Here is a 21705-nt window from a genome sequence, read left to right on the forward strand (position 1 = left end):
GCGGCGAAGATGACATCTGTTCCATGAATCCGGGATTGGATGGACGAAATATTCCATGCTCGACGACATCGATCGCGCTTTGATCCACGCCCTGCAGATCGACGCGCGTGCGCCGTTCAAGCGGATCGGGGCGGTGCTCGGTGTCTCGACCCAGACCGTCGCCCGGCGCTACCAGCGGCTCCGCGCCGAATCCGGATTGCGTGTCGTCGGCCTGCCCGATCCCGACCGGACGGGTCTGACGCAGTGGCTGGTGCGGCTCAGCGCGCAGCCGGCCACCGCGCGGACGCTCGCCCGTTCGCTGGCGAAGCGGCCGGACACGTCCTGGGTCAAGCTCACCTCGGGCGGCACGGAGATCGTGACGATCGCGCATACGCCGCGACACGAGCAGAGCGCCATGCTGCTGTACGACATCCCGCGCACCGCGAGCGTCACGGCGGTGTCCGCGCATTTCATCCTGCACACCTACCTCGGCGGCCCGACGGCGTGGCGCGGGCGGGTCGCCGCGCTGACGGAAGAACAGCAGGAGGCGTTGCGGCCGCCGGAATCGGTCGCCGACGAGACTCCGCTGACCGCGGCGGACCACGCGCTGATCGCCGCCCTCCGGTACGACGGCCGGGCGAGCATCGCGGAGCTCGCCGCGGCGGCGGGGCTGGCCCCGGCGACCGCGGCCCGCCGTCTGGCGGATCTGCGCGCCCGGGGCGCGCTCTTCTTCGACGTCGAGATCAGCGCGGCCCTGTACGGCGTGACCACGCAGGCGTTCCTGTGGATGGCCGTCGCGCCGGCCGATCTCGACGAGGTGGCGACGAAGCTGGCCACTCACGAGGAGCTCGCCGTCGTCGTCGCCACCACCGGGCCCACCAACCTGGCCGCGCAGGCGCTGTGCCCGGATCCCGCCGCGCTACACCACTACCTCACGCACCGGCTCGGCGCGCTGCGCGCGATCCACACGGTGCACACCGCGCCGGTGCTGGAGATCGTGAAGGCGGTCGGACCGCTCACGCCTTGAACCGGCCGGCGTGCTCGGCGACCCACTGCGCGAAGGTGCGGGCAGGGCGTCCGGTCACCTTCTCGATCGTGTCGACGACGGTGCGCGCCTCCACCGGCGGATCGCTGTGCCAGCCGACGACGTACTCGGCGTCCGCGACCGAGACGCCTTCGGCCAGCAGCCGGTCGATCGCCTGCTGCCGCGTGATCCGCTCCAGCGCGATGTCACGGCCGACGCCGGAGCCGAGGATCGCGATCCGTTCGCTCGTGGTCAGCGCTTCCGGGCCGGTGAGGTTGTAGACCTTGCCCGAATGCCCGTCCTCCACGAGCGCGGTGGCGGCAACGGTGCCGATGTCGCCCTCGTGCACGACCGCGCTCGGGAGGTCGAACGGCTCACGGACCACGCCGTCGGCGCGGACGGAGTCGACCCAGGTCAGGGCGTTGGACATGAACTCCTGCGGCTCGAGCCGCGTCCACTCGACCCCGGACTCGGCCATGGCCTGTTCCGTCGGCCCGACGTAGCCGCCCCAGACGACGGTCATGCGCCGGACACCCGCGTCCACGGCACGTTTGACCAGATCGGCGCCGACGTCGGCGAGCCCCGCCGTCACGGTGATGTGCAGCCGGGTGACGCCGTCGAGGGCGTCGTTCAGCGTTTCCGGCGCGGTGTGCGTGCCTTCCACCAGTTCGACGCCTGCCGGAAGCCGCGCCGCGGCGGGGTTCCTGCTGAGTGCCCGGACGCGTTCCCCGCGGCGGACGAGTTCGGCGACGACATGGCGGCCGGTGTTCCCGGTGGCGCCGGTTACCAAGACGGTCATGAGTGATTCCCTTCGTATCCCGTGACGGTAAAAGCTCAAGTAATGTGGAGGTCAAGCGGACCGATCAGGAATCGAGAAGCGTCGAGGTCCACGGGATCCCTAGCGTCTTCGCCGCGGGCAAAACGACTCCAGGAGATTCCCGTGAGCAAGCGGATCCGGACGTTCCACCGGTGGACGTCGCTCGTCTTCGTCGCCACCGTCGTGGTGTGCTTCGTGGTCGTCGCGCAAGGCGACCCGGCCGAGTGGGTGCTCTACACCCCGCTGCCGCCGCTCTTCCTGCTGATGTTCAGCGGTCTCTACCTGTTCACGCTGCCGTATACCGCCAAGCGGCGGAACCGGCGGCGCGTGGCCGGGTGACTCGCCGAGTCTTAGTTCATGGCAAAAATTAACACTCGCCGTACCGGCCGGAAACTCTTGACGCGGCCGCCGGGTCCGGTGAGGATCGGCCGGTCCCCGCCTTCCGCAGAATGGACCAGACCATGGCAAGACGTGCCCGTGCGCGCCGAAGTCCGCTGATCGCCTTGATGAGTCTCACGCTGCTCGGCGGGGCCGTGGTCGCCACGCCCGCCGCCGTCGCCGCCGGACAACCGGTGATCGGGAAGCCCGCGTTCGACCGGGACGGCTGTGCCCGGATCGAGAAGAGCCTGCCGACGCTCGCCGACTGGCCGAAGGTCGAAAGCCGGTTCAAGGGCAAGGGCGGTGACGAGCGGCGGATCGCCCGGATCCTCGAAGGGATGACCCTGGAGGAGAAGGTCGGGCAGATGACGCAGCCCGAGATCGCGGCGATCACCCCCGACGAGGTCCGGCAGTACTCGATCGGCTCGGTCCTCAACGGCGGCGGTTCGTGGCCGAACAAGGACAAGCACGCCTCCCAGCAGGACTGGCTGAAACTCGCGGACGCCTACTGGGACGCCGCGAAGGGCAGCCGGACGAAGATCCCGGTCATCTGGGGCATCGACGCCGTGCACGGCAACAACAACGTGTACGGCGCCACCGTCTTCCCGCACAACATCGGTCTCGGCGCGGCGCACGATCCGTGCCTGGTGCGCGACATCTCCGCGGCGACGGCCCGGCAGATCCGCGCCACCGGCCAGGACTGGGCCTTCGCGCCGACGCTGGCCGTCGTGAAGGACGACCGCTGGGGCCGCACCTACGAAGGGTTCTCCGAGGACCCGCGGATCACCCGGGCCTACGGCTACGAGGCGATCAACGGTCTCCAGGACGGATCGACCAAACGCATCGGCTACAACGGCGTGATCGGCACCGCCAAGCACTTCATCGGGGACGGCGGCACCCTCAAGGGCCAGGACCAGGGTGTCAACCCGGCGTCCGAAGCCGAGATGATCAACGTCCACGGCCAGGGCTACTACGGTGCGCTCGCGGCGGGCTCCCAGACCGTGATGGTGTCGTTCAACAGCTGGACCAACACCGAACTCGGCATCGACGAGGGCAAGCTGCACGGCAGCGACAAGGCGCTGAACCAGATCCTCAAGGGCAAGATGGGCTTCGACGGCCTCGTCGTGTCCGACTGGAACGGTATCGGCCAGGTTCCCGGCTGCACCAACGCTTCCTGCCCGCAGGCGATCAACGCCGGCATCGACATCGTGATGGTGCCGAACGACTGGAAGGCGTTCATCGCCAACACCGTCGCCCAGGTCAAGGACGGCCGGATCCCGCTTTCGCGGATCGACGACGCGGTGACCCGGATCCTGCGCGTCAAGCTGCGTTCGGGGCTGTACGAGTCGCAGAAGCCGTCCGACCGGTCCTACGCCAACTCCGACGAGGCGCTGAAGGAGACCTGGCTGGCGCGCGACGCCGTCCGTTCTTCGCAGACGTTGCTGAAGAACAACGGCAACGTGCTGCCGCTGAAGCCGAAGTCGAAGGTCCTCGTGGTCGGCAAGAGCGCGGACAGCATCCAGAACCAGACCGGTGGCTGGACGCTGAGCTGGCAGGGGACCGGCAACACCAACGCCGATTTCCCCAACGCGACGTCGATCCTCGCCGGGCTCAAGCAGCAGCTCGGTGACGTCAACGTCACCTTCGACGAGAAGGGCGACACGGACCCGAAGGGCTACGACGCCGTCATCGCCGTCATCGGTGAGACGCCGTACGCGGAAGGCGTCGGCGACCTGACCCGCAAGACGCTGGAGGCCTCGAAGCTCTACCCGGAGGATCTGGCCGTGCTGGACAAGGTCCACGGCAAGGGCGCTCCCGTCGTCACCGTCTACGTCGGCGGCCGACCGCTGTACATGAACAAGGAGCTCAACCGCTCCGACGCCTTCGTCGCGGCCTGGCTGCCCGGCACCGAAGGCGGCGGTGTCGCCGACGTCCTGCTCAAGGGCGGCTTCAAGGGCACGCTGCCGTACTCGTGGCCGAAGAGCGCGTGCCAGACGCCGCTGAACGCGGGCTCGGCCGACTACGACCCGCTGTTCAAACTCGGCTACGGCCTCAAGACCGGGCAGCGCGTCACCATCGGCCAGCTGGACGAGACGGCCGGGCCGGTGACCTGTGGCTCGACCGGTGGCGGCGGCACGGCGACCGAGGATCTCGAAGTGTTCAACCGCACCGATGTCGCGCCGTACAAGGGCTTCATCGGCTCGGCGGAGAACTGGGGCGGTACCGAGATCGGTCCCGACGGCGCCGCTTCGCACGCCGAGATCAACGTCGTCCAGTCGGACGTGAACGTGCAGCAGGACGGGCTCAAGTCCACCTGGACCGGCACCGGGCCGGCGCAGCTCTACTTCCAGAACCCGGCCGGTACCAACGATCTGCGCGGCTACCTCAACGCCGACGCGGCGCTGGAGTTCGACACGATCGTGCACGAGGCGCCCGCCGGCCGGACGGTGATCAGCATGCACTGCGTCTATCCGTGCTTCTCCGAGGTGAACGCGACCAAGCTGTTCACCGATCTGGCGGGAGCGCCGAAGTCGACGGTGAAGATCCCGGTGTCGTGCTTCGCCAACGGGCTCGACCTGGAGAACGTCAACACGCCGTTCCTGGTGTACACGGACGCGAAGTTCTCCGCTTCGTTCGCGAACGTGCGGTGGGTGCCCAAGGGAGCACAGGACCCTGATGCGAGGCCCTGCTCGAGTCTGAGCTGACCTCGCCGCTAGGGTTCCGGCCCCGGCATGACGCGAAAGCCACTTTCGCAACCTTCAAGGTTGCGAAAGTGGCTTTCGCGTCTTCGGGGAGCGGTGGGCCGGGGGTGATGAGACGGCGGGCGAGCACTCGTTGCGGGGCGGGCCTGCCGCGTGTATAAAGTGAAACGACCGTTCAAAATGTAACGATCGTTCAAGTTGTGGGGGTGTGCCGTGCCAGGCCAGTATCGAGAGCTGTTCGCCCCGAAGGGTTCTCTCGCCTTCTCCGCCGCCGGTCTGGTCGCGAGGATCCCCGTCCCGATGATGGGGATCGGGATCATCACGATGCTGGCGCAGACACGGGGCGACTACGGGCTCGCCGGTCTGGTGTCGGCGGCGTACACGCTGTCCATGGCGCTGCTCGGGCCCCAGGTGTCGAGGCTGGTGGACCGCCGTGGACAGAGCCGGATCCTGTTGCCTGTCACGGGGATCAGCGTGATGGCGCTCGGCGCGCTCCTGCTCTGCGCACGCTTCGGTGCACCGGTCTGGACCCTGTACGTGTCCGCGATCCTCGCCGGGTTCATGCCCAGTATGGCGGCGATGGTCCGGGCCCGGTGGTCGGGGCTGTACCGCGGCTCGCCCCGGCTGCACACCGCTTTCGCGCTGGAATCGGTGGTCGACGAGCTGACCTTCGTCATCGGGCCCGCGCTGTCGGTAGCGCTGTGCACCACTGTCTTCCCCGAGGCCGGGCCGCTGGTCGCCGTGGTCTTCCTCGCCGTCGGAGTGCTCCTGTTCGTCGCACAGCGCGAGACGGAACCGCCCGTGCTTCCGCCGAGCGGGTCTTCCGGGAACTCGGCGATCCGTCTGGGTGCGGTGCGGGTGCTGGTGCTGACCCTGATGGCGGGCGGCGTCATCGTCGGCACGGTCGACGTGGTCAGCGTGGCGTTCGCCCGGCACGTCGGGTCGCCGTCGGCGGCGGGCGTCGTCGTTTCGGTCTACGCCGTGGGCTCCGCGATCTCGGGACTGGTCTTCGGGACGCTCAAACCGGCCATGACACCGCCTCGGCTGCTCCTGATCGGCACCGCGGGCACGGCCGCGAGCGTGCTGCCGTTGCTGGTCGTGGACGGCGTCGTGAGCCTGTGCGCGGTGGTGTTCGTCGCCGGATTGTTCTTTTCTCCCACGATGATCGTCGTGATGGGGATGATCGAGAAGGTCGTCCCGGCGGAGAAACTCACCGAGGGGATGACGTGGGCGATCACCGGCCTCAGCATCGGTGTCGCGCTCGGCGCCGCGGTGTCGGGTGAGGTCGTCGACCGGTTCGGGCCGGACGGCGGGTTCGCCGTGGCGGTCGTCGCCGGTGGCTTGATCATCCTCATCGCCCTCCTCTCGTATCCTCTGCTGAGCAGGAAGACCGCGATCAGCGAGGAGGCGGCACGCTGAACGAGCCGAGCACTGACGGCCGTCTCGCCAAAGGTGAGCAACGCAAACAGGAACTGATCCAGGCCACGCTGCGCATCGTCGCGAGGGACGGGGTGTCGGGGGTCAGTCACCGCACCGTCGCCCGTGAAGCGGGTTTGCCCGCGACAGCGGCCGCGTACCACTTCCGGGGGATCGGAGACCTGCTGACCGCCGCGCTCACCCAGTGCATGGACGAGGACTCCGAACGGATGCGGGCACTCGCCGCCGAGGCCGACGGGGGCGAGGACGCGCTGCGGAGATTCGCCGCCTTGATGGCCGAAGTCGTCGCCAAGCCCGCGCATCTGTTGGCGGAATACGAGTTGTATCTCTTGGCGGCGAGGGAGCCGAAGCTGCGCGAGTCGACCGATCGCTGGTTGGCGGCGCTGGCCGACTTCGCCCGCCGCTACACCGCCGATCCGGTCCGGGTCGAGATGGTGGTGGGGCTGGTGGACGGAGTGCTGCTGCAGGGATTGCTGCGCGACGAACCGCCGACGGCGGAACGCTTCGAGGCCATCCTGCGGACCGCCTTGCCCTCATGAGGAGGTAGGGAGGCGCGTTGGGAAAGCCACTTTCGCAACGTCGGCGGAGGCATGGAGTGTCCGTGAAGGCCTCCTTCCCTACCCTGAAGGTAGTGAAGGAGGCCTTCACGGTCCGTGAAGGCCTCCTTCCCTACCCTGAAGGTAGTGAAGGAGGCCTTCACGGACTTCAGGTGGTCGCGGGTGGTGACCAGGTCAGCCGCGGATCCGTCTGCACGAAACTGCCCAGCAGGTGATCGATCCGTGTCAGCGCGTCGAGGTCCAGCACCACGCCCGCCGCCTTCGCGTTCTCGGTCACCTGGGCGGCGGTGCTCGCGCCGGTCACCACGGAGGCGACGGTGTTGTGCTGCAACGTCCACGCGAGCGCCAGCTGGGCCATGGTCAGCCCGGCCTCGTCGGCGACGCCGCGCAGCATGCCGACGCGTTCGAGGAGGTCGGGCAGGAGCAGCGGCCGCGCCTCGGCCGACTTGGCGCCCCGTGAGCCCGGCGGGATCTCGCCCGGCCGGTACTTGCCGGTCAGCACGCCCTGAGCGAGTGGGACCGACGCGAACTGCCCGATCCCCGAGCGTTCGCACACCGGCATCACCTGTGCTTCGGCGACCCGCCACAGCATCGAGTAGTGCGGCTGGTTCGCGATGAGCGGGACGCCGTGCCGCTCGGCGATCGGCCGCGCCTCCAGCAGTTGTTCCGCCGTCCATTCCGCGGTGCCCGCGTAGAGGATCTTCCCCTGCCGCACCAGATCCGACAGCGCGAGGAACGTCTCCTCCAGCGGCGTCCGGTAGTCGAACCGCAGCAGCTGGTAGACGTCGATGTAGTCGGTGCGGAGCCGCCGGAGCGAGCCGTGCAGCGACGTGACCAGGTGTTTGCGGCTGAGGCCGGCGTCGTTGACACCCGGGCCTTCCGGCCAGAAGACGCCGGTGCACAGGACGAGATCGTCGCGGCGGGCGTGGCTCAGCGCCGCGGCGAGGTTCTCTTCGGCGGCGCCGCCGTCCCAGGCCGCGGCGGTGTGGAAGGTCGTGATGCCCGCGTCGAGCGCGGCCTGCACGCATTCCGCGCCGTCCTGGTGGGTGAGCCAGTTGCCGTAGGAGATCTCACTGACGGACAAGCCGCTCGCGCCGAGCCTGCGGTACTCCATGGTCACCTCTTCCGCGCGCCGGTTTCGAGGATGGTGCGGTCGATCCATTCGTCGAGACCGGCGGCTTTGCGGGCGTAGGTCTCCCGTACCGATTCGTGCGGCAGGATCAGGAACTCCTCCGACGCCAGCCCGTGCACGACGGACTCCGCGACGTCCTCCGGTTCCAGCAGGGGCGCGGCGGCGGCGATCGCGAGCGCGGCGGGGTGCCCGGCCGCGATGCCGGGTTCCAGCAGCGCGGTCCGCACGCCGAGCGGGCACAGCGCGCTGACCCGCACCCCGCGCGGACGGTAGGTGATGGCCAGCCATTCGGCGAGCCCGACGGCCGCGTGCTTGGTCACCGAATACGGCGCGTCACCGGGAGTGCCCAGCAGACCCGCGCCCGACGCCGTGATCAGCAGGTATCCGTGGCCCCGGCTCAGCATCGCGGGGAGCGCGACCTGCGCGGCGTGCACGTGCTGCATGACGTTGATCGCCCACGACCGCGTCCACTGTTCGTCCGCGGCGTGCACGCCGGTCCCGAACGCGGCGCCGGCGTTGGAGCAGAAGAGGTCCACCGCGCCGAACGCCGAGCGGGCGTCGGTCACCAGCGTCTTCAAGTCCTCTTTGGACGACGCGTCGGCGTGGCGCGCGATCGCGGCGCCGCCCGCGGCGGTGATCTCGGCGACCACCTTCTCCGCGCCGTCGAGATCGAGATCGGAGACGACCACCCCGGCGGCGCCCTCGGCGGCGAACCGCCTGGCCATGGCCGCGCCGATACCGTGTGCCGCGCCGGTCAGCACGACGACTCGTCCTGTTACTTCCACATGCGCTCCATGGTTATCGATTCTGCTTTCGGTGACAATTCTTCTGTTTTGTTACGCCGGTGAGCGACGCGTTGTCGAAATATGCGACGCGGATGATAAAAGCGCAGGTCAGAGCCATGTTTCACGGGTGTCGACATATTTGTTTCCGGCGCCGGACTTTAGCACGCGTTCCCTTGTTTTCCGAGTTTTCGCGCGAGACTATTGCGCTCTCTGCGGCAAGTAGGTTATTTCTTGGGAATCCCGCTGAAAGATCGCCGAACCCGGCGAGGTTCGACCAGCCCAGCCGAACAGGAGGTCCGCCGGTGAGTCATGCGACGGCGCGCACGCGGGTACTCGGCGTCAATCCGCTCGGACGTCCCGATCCGGGGCTGGCGGCGGCCGTCGCCAGGGGCGGCGGTCTCGGGATCGTGCCGATCGGGTCCATAGTGGACGGAGCGTTCCCGTTCGGCGTCCGCGTCCCCGCGGGCCGCCACGTGCGGGACGAAGAGGTGCGGGAAAGCGGCGCGGGGCTCGTGCTGCTGGCCGAGGGGGCGGTCTGGCGGGGCAGGGCCGGCCTCCCCGTGCTGGCCGAGGTGACCGGTGTCGAGCAGGCCGTCCGGATGCTCGACGCCGGCGCCTCCGGTCTGGTGGCGAAGGGGGCCGAAGCGGGCGGTTCGGATCTCACCACGTTCGTCCTGCTGCAGCGGTTGCTGGAGCGGTTCGGTGAGGGCGTCCCGGTGTGGGCGTACGGGGGCATCGGGCCGAGGACGGCGGTCGCCGCGATCGCCGGCGGCGCGGCGGGCGTGGTGCTCGACGGGCTCGGCCTGTTCCCCGAGGCCGACGTGCCCGAGGCGGACCGCGTCGAGCTGGCCAGGGCCGACGACGGGCTCAGCGCGATGCTCGCGAATCGCTTCGAGGACGCGGAAAGCGCTGTCCGCTCGGTCGTGCGGTCGCTCGCGGTGCCTGCGATCCCCGCGGATCAAGGCGTGCGGCTGTGCCGCACGCTGGGGACCCGGCTGCCGGTCGTGCAAGGCCCGATGACGCGGGTGAGCGACCAGCCCGGGTTCGCCGCCGCCGTGGCCGCGAACGACGGCTTCCCGTTCGTCGCGGTCGCCACCGCGAACGGCGCGAAGACCGCCGAACTGCTCGGCCGCACCGCCGAAGCGCTCGGCGAACGACCTTGGGGAGCGGGGATCCTCGGCTTCGTCCCGGAGGCCCTGCGCGCCGAACAGCTCGCCGCGATCCGCGCGGCGCGCCCACGCTGCGTGCTGATCGCGGGCGGGAAACCGGCGCAGGCCAAGTCACTGGAGGCCGACGGCATCGCGACCTTCCTCCACGTGCCGTCACCGATCCTCCTGCGGCAGTTCCTCGACGCCGGGATCCGCCGGTTCGTCTTCGAGGGCGCCGAATGCGGCGGGCACATCGGCCCGCGGTCGAGCTTCGTGCTGTGGGAACAGCAGCTGGACGTCCTGCGCGAACACGGCGCCGATGACGTCGAGGTCCTGTTCGCGGGCGGCATCCACGACGCCCGGTCCGCCGCGATGGTGTCGGCGATGGCGGGGCCGCGCACGGGCATCGGCGTCCTGATGGGCACCGCGTACCTCTTCACCGAAGAGGCCGTGACCCACGGCGCCATCACCGGGACCTTCCAGGATCGTGTGCTCGACGCCGGATCCACGGTCACCCTGGAGACCGCGCCCGGGCACCTGACCCGCTGCCTGCCCAGCCCGTACACCGACGAGTTCGCCGCGCTGAAGGCCGGGCTCCGCGCGGACGGCGTCCCGCCGCAGGAGGCCTGGCAGCGGCTGGAGGAGCTGAACACCGGGCGGCTGCGGATCGCGAGCAAGGGCATCCGGCGGGATGGCGACGCGCTCGTCGAAGTCGACACCCTCGGCCAGCTCGCCGAGGGCATGTACATGGCGGGTCAGGTGACCGTCTTGCGCGATGACCGCACCGACATCGCCGCCCTGCACCGGGAAGTCACCGAAGGCGCGGCGGAACTGCTCGCCGCCCGCGCTCCCGCCGAAGAGTCCGTTGTGGACGGTGACATCGCGATCGTCGGGATGGCCTGTGTGTTCCCCGGGGCACCCGACCTCCCGGCCTTCTGGTCCAACGTCCTGCGCGGCGCGGACGCCGTCACCGAGGTGCCGGACCAGCGCTGGGACACCGACGTCTACGCCGACCAGTCGACGTCGAAGTGGGGCGGTTTCCTGCCGCCGGTGGACTTCGACCCGCTCGCCTACGGCATCCCGCCGAAGTCGATGGGCAGCATCGACCCCGCCCAGCTGGTCTCCCTGCAGACCGCGCGCCGTGCCCTCGAAGACGCCGGTTACGGCGAAGGCGGCTTCGACCGCGAGCGCACCAGCGTCATCTTCGGTGCCGAAGCCGGGGGAGACCTGGCGAACGCCGGAGTCCTGCGCGCACTGCTCCCCGGCTACCTCGAAGACGTCCCTGAGGAACTCCTCTCCCAGCTGCCGGAACTGACCGAAGACTCGTTCCCCGGCACCCTCGCCAACGTGATCTCCGGCCGGATCGCGAACCGGCTCGACCTCGGCGGCGCCAACTACACCGTCGACGCCGCGTGTGGTTCCTCGCTGGCCGCGCTGGATCTCGCGGTGAAGGAGCTGCGGGCGGGGACGAGTTCGATGGTCCTGTGCGGAGCGGTCGATCTGCACAACGGCGTCAACGACTACCTCATGTTCACCTCGGCGGGTGCCCTGTCGCCGACCGGCCGGTGCCGTCCGTTCGACGCGTCGGCGGACGGGATCGCGCTCGGCGAAGGCGTCGCGTGTCTCGTGCTCAAGCGGCGGTCCGACGCCGAACGCGACGGCGACCGCGTGTACGCCGTGGTCAAGGGCGTCGGCGCCGCCAGCGACGGCAAGGCGCTCGGCCTCACCGCGCCGCGTCCCGAGGGGCAGCGGCGAGCCCTCGCCCGCGCGTACAGCGACGCCGGCGTGTCCCCGGCGGACGTCTCGCTGGTCGAGGCGCACGGCACGGGCACGGTCGTCGGCGACGCCACCGAACTGACCACGCTCACCGAGTTCTTCCTCGCCGCGGGCGCTGAACCGGGCACGTGCGCGCTGGGCTCGGTGAAGAGCCAGATCGGGCACACGAAATGCGCCGCGGGGCTGGCGGGCCTGATGAAGGCGGCGCTGGCGCTGTGGCACGAGGTCGTGCCGCCCACGCTGCACCTGAGCAGGCCGAACCCCGCCTGGGACGCCGAGCGCAGTCCCTTCACCTTCTCCACCGGCGCCCGGCCGACGCCGGTTCCGCGCGGACGCGAGTTCGCCGGAGTGAGCGCGTTCGGGTTCGGTGGGACCAATTTCCACGCCGTGCTCGCCGCGCCGGGGGTCCCACCGGGAAGGCGGCACGGCCCGCGTGACTGGGACGCCGAGCTGGTCCTGCTCCGCGGCACCGACGTGGACGCCGCCCGCGCGTCCCTGCGAGATCTGCTGGCGGCCAACGAAGGACGTCCGCTGCGGGAAATCGCGGCCCTCGCCGCCGAACGGGGTGGATCCGAGCCGGTCTGGCTCGCGGTCGTCGCGAGTGACGTCGCGGAGCTGCGTGACGCCGCCGGGAACGGCGGGATCGTCGCGGGCGCCACCGAAGCCGGTGCGATCGCGTTCCTGTTCCCCGGGCAGGGCAGCCAGCGGACGGGAATGCTGGCGGACCTGTTCGTGCACTTCCCCGAACTGGCCGACGTCCTGCGGCTCGCCCCCGACGTCGCCGCGGCGGCGTTCCCGCCGCGCGCGTTCACCGAAGACGCCCGCATCGCGCAGGAGGAAGCGCTCAAGGACACGCGCGTCGCGCAGCCCGCGCTGGGGCTCGTCGAGTCGGCCGTCTGCCGGTTGCTCGCCGACCTCGGCGTCCGGCCGGATCTGCTGGCGGGGCACAGCTACGGTGAACTGACCGCGCTGTCGGTCGCGGGCGCGTTCGACACGCCGACCCTGGTGGCGCTCAGCCGGGCCAGGGCCCGTTCGATCGCCGAAGTCGCGGGCGCGGATCCCGGCGCGATGGCAGCGGTGAAGGCTTCGCGTGACGAACTGGCCGCCGCCCTCGATCACCCGGACGTCGTACTGGCCAACCACAACGCGCCGGGGCAGACCGTCCTTTCCGGACCGACGGCCGCCATCGAGGAGGCGGTCCGCGAACTGCGGGGCCAGGGGATCGGTGCGAAGCGGATCCCGGTCGCGTGTGCCTTCCACAGTCCGCTGGTGGCCGGGGCGAGCGACGTCTTCGCCGTCGATCTCGACAACGCCGAGATCGGCGAGCCAGGCCCGCCGGTGTGGTCGAACCGCACCGCCCGGCCGTACGAGGCAGGCGCGGTGCGCGCCGAGCTCGCCGCCCAGATCGGCTCGCCGGTGCGCTTCGTGGAACTGGTCGAGGACATGTACGCGGCGGGTGCGCGCACGTTCGTCGAGGCGGGCCCCGGTCAGGTGCTTTCCCGGCTGGTCAAGGACATCCTCGGCGACCGGCCGCACACCGTGATCCCGTGCGACCCCGGCGGGCCGGGGCTGCGCGGGTTCCTCACCGCCCTCGCGCGCTTGGCGCTCACCGGCGTGGACGTGCGCACCGAACGGCTCTTCCGCGGCCGGGTCCGTGTCGGCCCGCTCCCCGAACCCGCCTGGACCGTGGACGGCCAGACCGTCCGCGCGCCGGGCGGCGAGGTCCCCGCCCATGGGCTCGTGCCCGCCCGACGAATCCCGAGGACGACCATGAACCAGCCCGCGCCCGGACGTGACCAGGCCGTCGTCGAATTCCTCCGCACCAGCCGTGAAATGCTGGCGGCGCAACGGGACGTGATGCTGGGGTACCTCGGCACCGCGCCGCTCGCCCCGGCCCCGGTGCAGATCCCCGTCGTGCCCGCGTCGTTGCCGCCGGTCGAGGCTCCGGTCGTCGTGCCCGAGCCGGAACCGGTCGCCGAGCCCGCGGTCACGGACGTCCTGGCCACCGTGATCGGCGCGATCAGCGAACGGACCGGCTACCCGGCCGAGATGATCGACGCCGATCTCGACCTCGAAGCGGATCTTTCCATCGACTCGATCAAACGCACCGAGATCGCGGGCTCGCTGCTCGCGAAGCTCGGCCTCACCGGCCGTGTGCACGACGACGCCCAAGACCAGCTCAGCCGGGACCGGACGGCGAGCGCGCTGGCCGCACGGCTGCGGAAGTGGCTCGAACCGGCCGCCGTGACGCCGGCCCCCGCCGGGACACCCGCCGGAACCGCCCCCGGCCGGTACCTGCTCGACCGCGTGTCCGCCCCGCTCGGCACACCCGACCTCGCCAAGGTGGCGGGCAAGTCGGTCGCCGTGAGCTTCGAGCCCGGTCAGGAGGACCTGGCCGAATCGGTCCGCGCGGTGTTCGCCGGCGCGGGTGCCGTGCCGGGGGAGCGGGACGAGGCCGACGTCGTCGTCGTGCTGAATCCGTTGTCGGACGCCGAGGAACCGGTCGCCACGCAGGTGTTCGGCCTGCTCAAGAGCGCCAAGGGCGCGGTGGTCGTGGTGGCGAGGCCGGGTGCCGGGCACACCGCCGGACTGCGTGGTCTCGTCCGCGCGGCGGCGCGGGAGCGGAGCGAGCCGACCAGGCTGGTCGAGCTGGAGTCCACAGTGGACCTCGCCCGGATCGTGCGGGAAGAGGTGATCGCCGACGGTCCGGTTGCCGTCCGCTACGACACGGCGGGGCGCGCGGCGTTCGAGCCTGCCGCGGGCTCGCTCGGTTCGATCGCGTACGCGGGCGCCGGTCCCGGCGGAGGAGAGGTCAAGGCGCTCGGCCTCGACGCGGATTCGGTGCTGTTGCTGATCGGCGGCGCCCGCGGGATCACCGCGCGGGCGGCGGTCGCGCTGGCGGCCAGCGGCGGCCGGATCGAACTGGCAGGCCGCACCCCGTGGCCCGCCGAACCCGGCGACGAGGACCTTCCCGATGACGCGCCGGGGATGCGCTCGGCCTTGGCCGCGCGCGGCGGCTCGCTGGGGGACATCGAACGACGGGTGCGCACCGTGCTGGCCCAGCGAGAGATCGCCCGGACACTCGACCAGATCCGCGCGGCGGGCGGTGTCGCCGCGTACCGGTCACTCGACGTGCGCGACGCCGCCGCCGTCCGGCAGGTGGTCAAGGACCTGCACACCCGCTACGGCCGGATCGACGGCGTCGTCCACGCGGCCGGGGTGATCGACGACAAGCTGATGGCAGACAAGGACGAACACTCGTTCCGCACGGTCTATGGGACCAAAGTGGACGGTGCGCGGGCGTTGCTCGACGCTCTGGAGCATTTCGGTGTGCGGCCCGGCTTCGTGACCTTCTTCGGCAGCATCGCCGCGGTGCTGGGAAACCGGGGTCAGACCGACTACGCGGCGGCGAACGACGCGCTCGAAACCCTCGGCGAGCAGTGGGCGGAACGCACCGGCTGCCGGGCGCTGACCGTCCACTGGGGACCGTGGGCACCCTCGGACGACCACGCGGGCATGGTCTCGCCCGAGCTGGCGCGCGAGTACGAACGCCGCGAGGTGGCCCTGATCGACCCGGACGAAGGCACCGCCGCGCTCCTGCGCGAGCTGGCCTACGGCCCGGCCGACGTCCGCTCGGTGCTGTACACGGCGTCGCTGTGGTGAACAATCAGGAGCCGGTCGCGATCGTCGGGATGGGCGTTTTCCTTCCCGGATCGTCCACTGTGGACGAATACTGGCAGAACATCGTCTCCGGTACCGACGCGATCACCGAGATCCCGCCGCACCGCTGGGACCCGAGCTTCCACGACGGTGACGGCCGCACCCCGGACCGCACCTACGGCAGGCGTGGCGGGTTCGTCGCCGACAGCCTGGACTTCGACGCGACCGCACTCGGCATCGCGCCCAGCACCGTCGCCGGGATGGAGCCGGACCAGCTGGTCGCGCTGGCCGTGGCCGCCTCGGCGGTCGACGACGCCGGAGGCCTGCGACGCCTCGGTGACCTCGAACGCGTCGGCGTGATCCTCGGCAGGGGCGGCTATCTCTCGCCCGGGCTCCAGCGGTTCGACCAGCGGGTCCGGTCGGTCCGCCAGATCACCGGCGCAGTCCGGGAGCTCCTGCCGTCGGCGCGGCCGGAGATGCTCGACAGGCTCCGCGACGCGCTGCTGGAGCCGCTCGGCGAGTTCCGGCCGGACACCGCGATCGGGCTGGTGCCGAACCTCGCCGCGTCGCGGGTCGCCAACCGCCTGGACTTCGGCGGACCGGCGTACACGGTGGACGCGGCCTGCGCGTCGTCGCTGCTCGCCGTGGACCAGGCGATCGGCGAACTCGCCCGCCGCCGCTGCGACGTCGTGCTGGCCGGCGGCGTGCACCACTGCCACGACGACACGCTCTGGTCGATGTTCACCCAGCTCGGTGCCCTGTCGCCGAGTCAGCGGATCAGCCCGTTCTCGCGGGACGCGGACGGGCTGCTGATCGGTGAAGGTACCGCGATCGTCGTCCTGAAGCGGTTCTACGACGCGCGCCGCGACGGCGACCGGGTCTACGCGGTGCTGCGCGGTTCGGGGACGTCGAGCGACGGGAAGGGCGCGAGCCTGCTCAGCCCGGCCGTCACCGGTCAGACGCTGGCCTTGCGCCGCGCGTGGGCGTCGGCGGGCCTCGATCCCACCGCTCCCGGCGCGCTCGGCCTGCTGGAGGCGCACGGGACCGCGACGCCTGCCGGGGACGCGGCCGAACTGGCCACCCTCGCCGAGGTGTTCGGCCCGCCGGACGGACCCCGCGCCGCGATCGGCGCGGTGAAGGCGATGATCGGCCACACCATGCCGACCGCAGGCGCCGCCGGGCTGGTCAAGGCGGCGCTCGCCCTGCACCACGCGACCCTGCCGCCGACCCTGAACTGCGCCGATCCGAGCCCTCTCCTTGACAAGACGCGATTCCGTACCCTGACCACCGCCGAGCGCTGGCGTTCGGGAGACGTGCCGCGCCGGGCGGCGGTCAACGCCTTCGGTTTCGGCGGCGTCAACGCGCATGTGGTGCTGGAGGAGGCCGACCCGGCGCCCGCGCGGCCACGCCGGGCCAAGGTGACCGGGGAAGCCGAGCGGGTCCTGCTGCTCGCGGCGTCGTCGCCCGGGGAACTGCGCGCTCTGCTCGACCGGCCGGAGCCGGAAACCGGTGGGCACGGCCCGTGCCGGATCGGGATCGTGCGGCCCGACGAGAAGCGGCTCGAAGTCGCGCGGAGGGTGCTCGCCAAGGTCGCGGCCGAGGGCGGGTCCTGGCACGGTCCCAACGACATCTGGTGCACGACCGCGCCCTTGCTGGAGCAGCCCGGGGCGAAGACCGCTTTCGTCTACCCGGGGCTCGAAGCGGACGCGGAACCACGGTGCGCCGACGTCGCCAAACACTTCGGCCTGGACCGGCCGGAGTGGTCGACGACGAGCGTGCTTTCGCGCGCTTCGAGCGTGTCCCAGGTCGGATTGCTGCTCGATGCCGCGCTGAGGCGGCTGGCCATCAAACCGGATCTGCTCGCCGGGCACAGCGTCGGCGAATGGACCGCGATGCAGGCGGCCGGGATGTCCCCAGGACTGTCCACAGAGGACATGCTGGAGCGTTACTGGCCGCAGGGATTCACGCTCCCGGACGCCGAATTCCTGGTACTCGGCTGCTCCGCGGAACGTGCCGAGTCGCTGCTCGCGGCCGAACCGGAGCTGATGATCTCGCACGAGAACGCGCCGCGGCAGACGATCGTCTGCGGGGATCCGGCCGCCGCCGCCCGGCTCGCCAAGCTGTGCACGCAGCACGGCGTCGTCGCCAGGACACTGCCGTTCCGGTCCGGTTTCCACACCCCCCTGATGCGGTCCCGGCTCGGCCCGTTCACCCGGCTCGCGGCGGAACTGGAGTTGAAGCCGCCGCGGGTCCCGGTCTGGTCGGCGACCACGGCGCGGCCGTATCCCGCGGACCCGGTGGAGGTCCGCGAGCTGTACCTGGCCCACCTGGTGCGCAAGGTCCGGTTCCGTGAACTCGTCGACGCGCTCTACGCCGACGGCGCGCGCGTCTTCGTGCAGGCGGGTGCCGGTCAGCTCGGGTCGTTCGTGTCGGACACGCTGGGCTCGAAGCCGCACCTGGTCATCCCGGCGTCGTCCGGTACGAGGCCCGGCCTCGGGCAGTTGCGCAGGGTCGCCACCGCCTTCTGGGTGGAGGGCGGTCGGCCGGCGTTCGAGGCGCTGGAGCCGCGCCGCACCCGCATCGACACCGCGGGCACACTGCTGTCAGTCGAGGGCGATGTCAAAGGCATGTTCGACGGCGCGGTTCCCGAACTGGCCGATGGGATCCCGGACGCTATCGTCGCGGAGTTCACCGCGCTGCTGGCCGAGACGAGAGAGGCCGCCGCGAGTGTCGCCAACGCGGCCGCGCGGCGCACCTTCGAGTCCACTGTGGACGTATCGCTGGCGACGATGCCGTATCTGGTGGACCACCGGTTCTTCCGTCAGCGCGAGGGCTGGCCCGACGAAGCCGACTTCCGGCCCACCGTCCCGGCGACGACGCTGGTCGGCCTGGCCTGCCGGGAAGCGGAGCGCGCCTGGCCGGGTACGGTCGCGACCGGGGTGAGCAACGCGGCGTTCTCCCGGTGGCTGATCGCCGCCCCCGCCGTGCGCGTGCCGGTTTCGATGACCCGGGAGGGCGACCGGATAAGTGTCCAAATAGGACCGCACGCCAGTATGGACGTCCATCTGGCGCAGCGGTATCCGACGGCTCCCCGGCCGTCCCCGCCACCGGGGCCGGAAACCGCCCCGCCGCTGACCGCCGCCGAGATCTACACCCGCCGCGAGATGTTCCACGGCCCCGCGTACCAAGGGCTCGACAAGCTCATCGGGCTCGGCGAACGGCATATCCGCGGCGACCTCGTCGTGCCGCCGGCGCCCGGCGCGCTGCTGGACAACGTCGGCCAGCTGCTGGGCTGCTGGCTGATGGCCACCAAGGCGGACGCGCTGCTGGCGTTCCCGACGTCGATGGGCCGGATCACCTGGTACGCGCCGGAACCGCCGCCGGGCACCCGGCTGCGGTGCGTCGTGCGGGTCCGGCTGCCCCGGCCGGACGTGCTGGAGATGGACGCGGAACTGGTGCTGGACGGCGCCGTGCTGGCCAGGATCGAGCAGTGGCGCGACATCCGGTTCCCGTGCGACCGGCCCGCCCACCGGGTGTACGCCTTCCCGGACCGGAACCGGCTTTCCGAGGACCACCACGGCGGCTGGACGCTGGTCACCGACCGGTGGCCGAGCCCGGCCGCGCGGGACATCTACGCCGGCATCTATCTCGGCGCGGAGGAACGTGCCGAGTTCGCCGCCTGCGCGCCCCGGCGGCAGCGCGGCTGGTTGCTGGAACGGATCGCGATCAAGGACGCGGTGCGCGCGAAACTCGGCCTGGACGGCGTGTACCCGGCGGAACTCCGGGTGAGCGCCGACGGGACCAGGGTGACCGGGCTCCACGGCCGGGCGGTGCCGCCGCTGGACGTCGCCGTCGCGTCCACGGGAGAGGTCGCGGTCGCCCTCGTGCGTGAACCGGGCGCGACGCCGCCCAGGATCGCGATCCGGGCGGAAGGCGAGCCGGCCGGGCTCGCCGAGGAGATCGGTATCGGGGCGGAATTCGCCGGAATCCCCGGGCACGTGGTGGCCTGGAACCGCGGGTGAGAGCAAGGAGTAAGAGCATGACGGTCGAACAGCAGAGCCCGGCTTCGGTCTTCGGCACCGTGGCGGAGTTGCTGCGAGAACTGGTCGGGGACGTCGACGTCCTCGGCATCGAGATCACCCCGCGGACCACCTTCCACGAGGATCTCGGACTGGAGAGCATCGACCTGGTGACCTTCGCGAGCATCCTCGCCGAGTTCTTCGGCGAGGACGTCAACCTCGCGGAGTTCCTGGCGGAGAAGGACCTCGACGACGTGATCGGGCTCCGCGTCGGCGACATCGCCGACTACGTGGCCGCCCGCCTCGGCGAACGGGGCTGAGGCGATGCCGACGATGACCGTCAACGGGCTGCGCACCAACGTGCAGCTCGTACCCGGCGGGGGCACGGAGACCGTGGTGTTCCTGCACGGCATGGGCACCGACAGCCTCGCGAGCTTCTACCTCACGCTCGCGCCGCCGGTCGCCGCCGCCGGGGTGGACGTGGTCAGCTACGACCTGCGCGGGCACGGCAAGACCGAACGCCCCGAACGCGGGTACACGATCGCGGACTTCGTCGCCGACCTCGACGACCTGCTCGATCAGCTCGACCTGGACCGGCCGGTGCACCTGGTGGGCAACAGTTTCGGCGGCACCCTCGCCTACAGCTACGCCGTGGCGAAACCGGACCGGGTGCGCAGCATCGTGTGCATCGAGTCGGAGCCCGCCACGGAACTGTGGGCGGGCAAGATGGCGCAGATCCTCGAACACACCGTGCGTTTCTTGAAGGTCGAGGAGAGCTTCGACTGGATCGAGGCCAACTACAGCGCACATCACCGGCGGCTGGCACGGATGGCGGCCGAGCGGATCATGTCGACGTCGATGGCCGAAGAAGTCCCGCTCGGTCCCTTGCTGACCCTCGACCAGGTGGCCGGGATCGACTGCCCCGTACTGTCCATTTTGGGCAGTCACGGCTATCAGGCCGACGACCTCACCGCGTTGACGTCGGTGCTGCCCCGCGGCGAACTGCACGTGTTCGAGGGACAGGGGCATTCGGTGCTCGTCGAGCAGCACCGGGAGGTCCGGGAGCTGCTGCTGAACTGGATCTCGCGGCACGGGAGGCGACGCGGATGAGGTTCCTGCTGGTCGTCCCGCCGCTCACCGGGCACGTGGCGCCGCTGCGCGCGGTGGCCGCCGAGCTGGTGGGGCGCGGCCATGACGTCGCCTGGTGCGGTCCGGAACCCACGACGTCCGAGCTCACCAGGGCGGGCCGGGTGTACGCGGCCGGGGACGCGCTGGAGTTCGCCGTCGAACGCCGTCCCGAGGGGCTGCGCGGGTTCGCGGCGCTGAAATACCTGTGGGAGCAGTATCTGGTTCCGCTGGCGGACGCGATGGTGCCGGGCGTCGAGAAGGCGGTGGCCGAGTTCCGGCCCGACGTCGTCGTCGCCGACCAGCAGGCGTTCGCCGGCGCCCTCGTGGCGAGCCGTCGCGCGCTGCCGTGGGTGACGTCGGCGTCGACATCCACCGAACTCGGGGATCCGCTGGGCGCCATGCCGAAGATCGCCGCCTGGGTCGGCGGGCTGCAGGAAGACCTGCGCGCGCGGCACAAGGTGTCCTGCGGGGACCTGCGGTTCTCGCAAGATCTCATCCTGGCGTTCACCACCGTGTCCCTGACCGGCCCGATCGCCGACGTGGGCACGGTCCGGTTCGTCGGCCCGGCGCTGGCCCCCGCGCCCCCGGTGGGTTTCTCGTGGGACCGGCTCGACGGCCGACCGCTCGTCCTCGCCACCCTCGGCACCGCCAACGCCGCCCTAGGCCGTCGCTTCCTGTCCGAATGCGTCGACGCGCTCGCCGGGATGCCGGAGGTCCAAGGCCTCGTCGTCGACCCCACCGGTGAGCTGCTCAGCGACGAAGTACTGGTGGTCAAACGGATCCCGCAGGCGGAAGTGGTGCGGAAAGCGGCGGCGGTGATCTGTCACGGCGGGCACAACACCGTCAGCGAGACCCTCGCTTCCGGCCTGCCGCTGGTGATCGCGCCGATCCGGGACGACCAGTCGATGCTGGCGCAGCAGGTCGAGGCCGCCGGCGCCGGGTTGCGGCTGCGTTTCGACCGGGTGAAGGCGCCCGACATCCGCGACACGGTCACCGAAGTGCTGACCGAGCCCGCCTACGCCGCCGCGGCCGCCCGGGTGCGGGCCTCGTTCGCGGCGGCCGGGGGAGTCGTGGCGGCGGCGGACCACCTGGAAGCCTTGCCGCGCTGAGCGTAACTCGCGTGCGTGGAGCCGTATCTCACGTGATTGAAGGCGTAACACGGA

At 70.9% G+C, this 21705-nt stretch carries 13 protein-coding genes; 10 read left to right on the forward strand and 3 right to left on the reverse strand.

Annotated features, from left to right (window positions below; genetic code table 11):
* Positions 1-55 precede the first annotated feature (55 nt).
* Positions 56-1006 (forward strand): Lrp/AsnC family transcriptional regulator, encoded by a 951-nt coding sequence (locus ACXIZN_RS08540; RefSeq protein ID WP_457953455.1) that lies wholly within the window; start codon positions 56-58, stop codon positions 1004-1006.
* Here ACXIZN_RS08540 and ACXIZN_RS08545 read toward each other — a convergent pair.
* On the reverse strand, positions 996-1802 hold the full coding sequence (locus tag ACXIZN_RS08545) for an NmrA family NAD(P)-binding protein (protein ID WP_457953457.1): 807 nt from the start codon (positions 1800-1802) through the stop codon (positions 996-998). The genes ACXIZN_RS08540 and ACXIZN_RS08545 overlap by 11 nt on opposite strands.
* 141 nt (positions 1803-1943) lie before the next feature.
* On the opposite strand from ACXIZN_RS08545, the gene ACXIZN_RS08550 reads away from it, so the two are divergent.
* The 4 genes from ACXIZN_RS08550 to ACXIZN_RS08565 all read left to right on the forward strand — a co-directional run bounded on the left by ACXIZN_RS08550 (position 1944) and on the right by ACXIZN_RS08565 (position 6876).
* Entirely contained in the window at positions 1944-2159 is a 216-nt protein-coding gene (locus ACXIZN_RS08550; RefSeq protein ID WP_457953459.1) for a hypothetical protein, read from the forward strand.
* A 167-nt stretch (positions 2160-2326) separates the two neighbouring features.
* Positions 2327-4903, forward strand: a complete 2577-nt coding sequence (locus tag ACXIZN_RS08555; RefSeq protein ID WP_457953461.1) for a glycoside hydrolase family 3 protein — start codon at positions 2327-2329, stop codon at positions 4901-4903.
* Positions 4904-5113: 210 nt separating this feature from the next.
* A complete protein-coding gene (locus tag ACXIZN_RS08560) occupies positions 5114-6319 on the forward strand; it encodes an MFS transporter (protein WP_457953463.1) in 1206 nt (401 codons plus the stop codon).
* 134 nt (positions 6320-6453) lie between these two features.
* Positions 6454-6876 (forward strand): TetR/AcrR family transcriptional regulator, encoded by a 423-nt coding sequence (locus tag ACXIZN_RS08565; RefSeq protein WP_457953465.1) that lies wholly within the window; start codon positions 6454-6456, stop codon positions 6874-6876.
* Positions 6877-7042: 166 nt separating this feature from the next.
* Here ACXIZN_RS08565 and ACXIZN_RS08570 read toward each other — a convergent pair whose 3' ends face one another.
* On the reverse strand, positions 7043-8008 hold the full coding sequence (locus ACXIZN_RS08570) for an aldo/keto reductase (protein ID WP_257486024.1): 966 nt from the start codon (positions 8006-8008) through the stop codon (positions 7043-7045).
* 2 nt (positions 8009-8010) lie between these two features.
* Positions 8011-8811: an SDR family oxidoreductase gene (locus ACXIZN_RS08575; protein WP_457953467.1), complete on the reverse strand. Its 801-nt coding sequence runs from the start codon at positions 8809-8811 to the stop codon at positions 8011-8013.
* Between the two features lie 302 nt (positions 8812-9113).
* Between ACXIZN_RS08575 and ACXIZN_RS08580 the strand changes: the two genes are divergently transcribed.
* From ACXIZN_RS08580 to ACXIZN_RS08600, 5 genes are read left to right on the forward strand one after another with little or no spacing between them, the layout of a single operon-like run.
* Positions 9114-15398 carry an SDR family oxidoreductase gene (locus ACXIZN_RS08580; protein WP_457953469.1) on the forward strand — a complete coding sequence of 2095 codons (6285 nt, stop codon included), beginning with the start codon at positions 9114-9116 and terminating at the stop codon, positions 15396-15398.
* Complete coding sequence (locus ACXIZN_RS08585) at positions 15395-19417, forward strand: beta-ketoacyl synthase N-terminal-like domain-containing protein (protein ID WP_457960486.1); 4023 nt, start codon at positions 15395-15397, stop codon at positions 19415-19417. The genes ACXIZN_RS08580 and ACXIZN_RS08585 overlap by 4 nt, the downstream gene beginning before the upstream one ends.
* Before the next feature lie 17 nt (positions 19418-19434).
* Positions 19435-19734: a phosphopantetheine-binding protein gene (locus tag ACXIZN_RS08590; protein ID WP_126734326.1), complete on the forward strand. Its 300-nt coding sequence runs from the start codon at positions 19435-19437 to the stop codon at positions 19732-19734.
* Positions 19735-19738: 4 nt separating this feature from the next.
* Positions 19739-20524 carry an alpha/beta fold hydrolase gene (locus tag ACXIZN_RS08595; RefSeq protein WP_457953471.1) on the forward strand — a complete coding sequence of 262 codons (786 nt, stop codon included), beginning with the start codon at positions 19739-19741 and terminating at the stop codon, positions 20522-20524.
* Positions 20521-21651: a glycosyltransferase gene (locus ACXIZN_RS08600; protein WP_457953473.1), complete on the forward strand. Its 1131-nt coding sequence runs from the start codon at positions 20521-20523 to the stop codon at positions 21649-21651. The genes ACXIZN_RS08595 and ACXIZN_RS08600 overlap by 4 nt, the downstream gene beginning before the upstream one ends.
* Positions 21652-21705 lie beyond the last annotated feature (54 nt).

It is taken from the genome of Amycolatopsis sp. TRM77291, assembly GCF_054166285.1.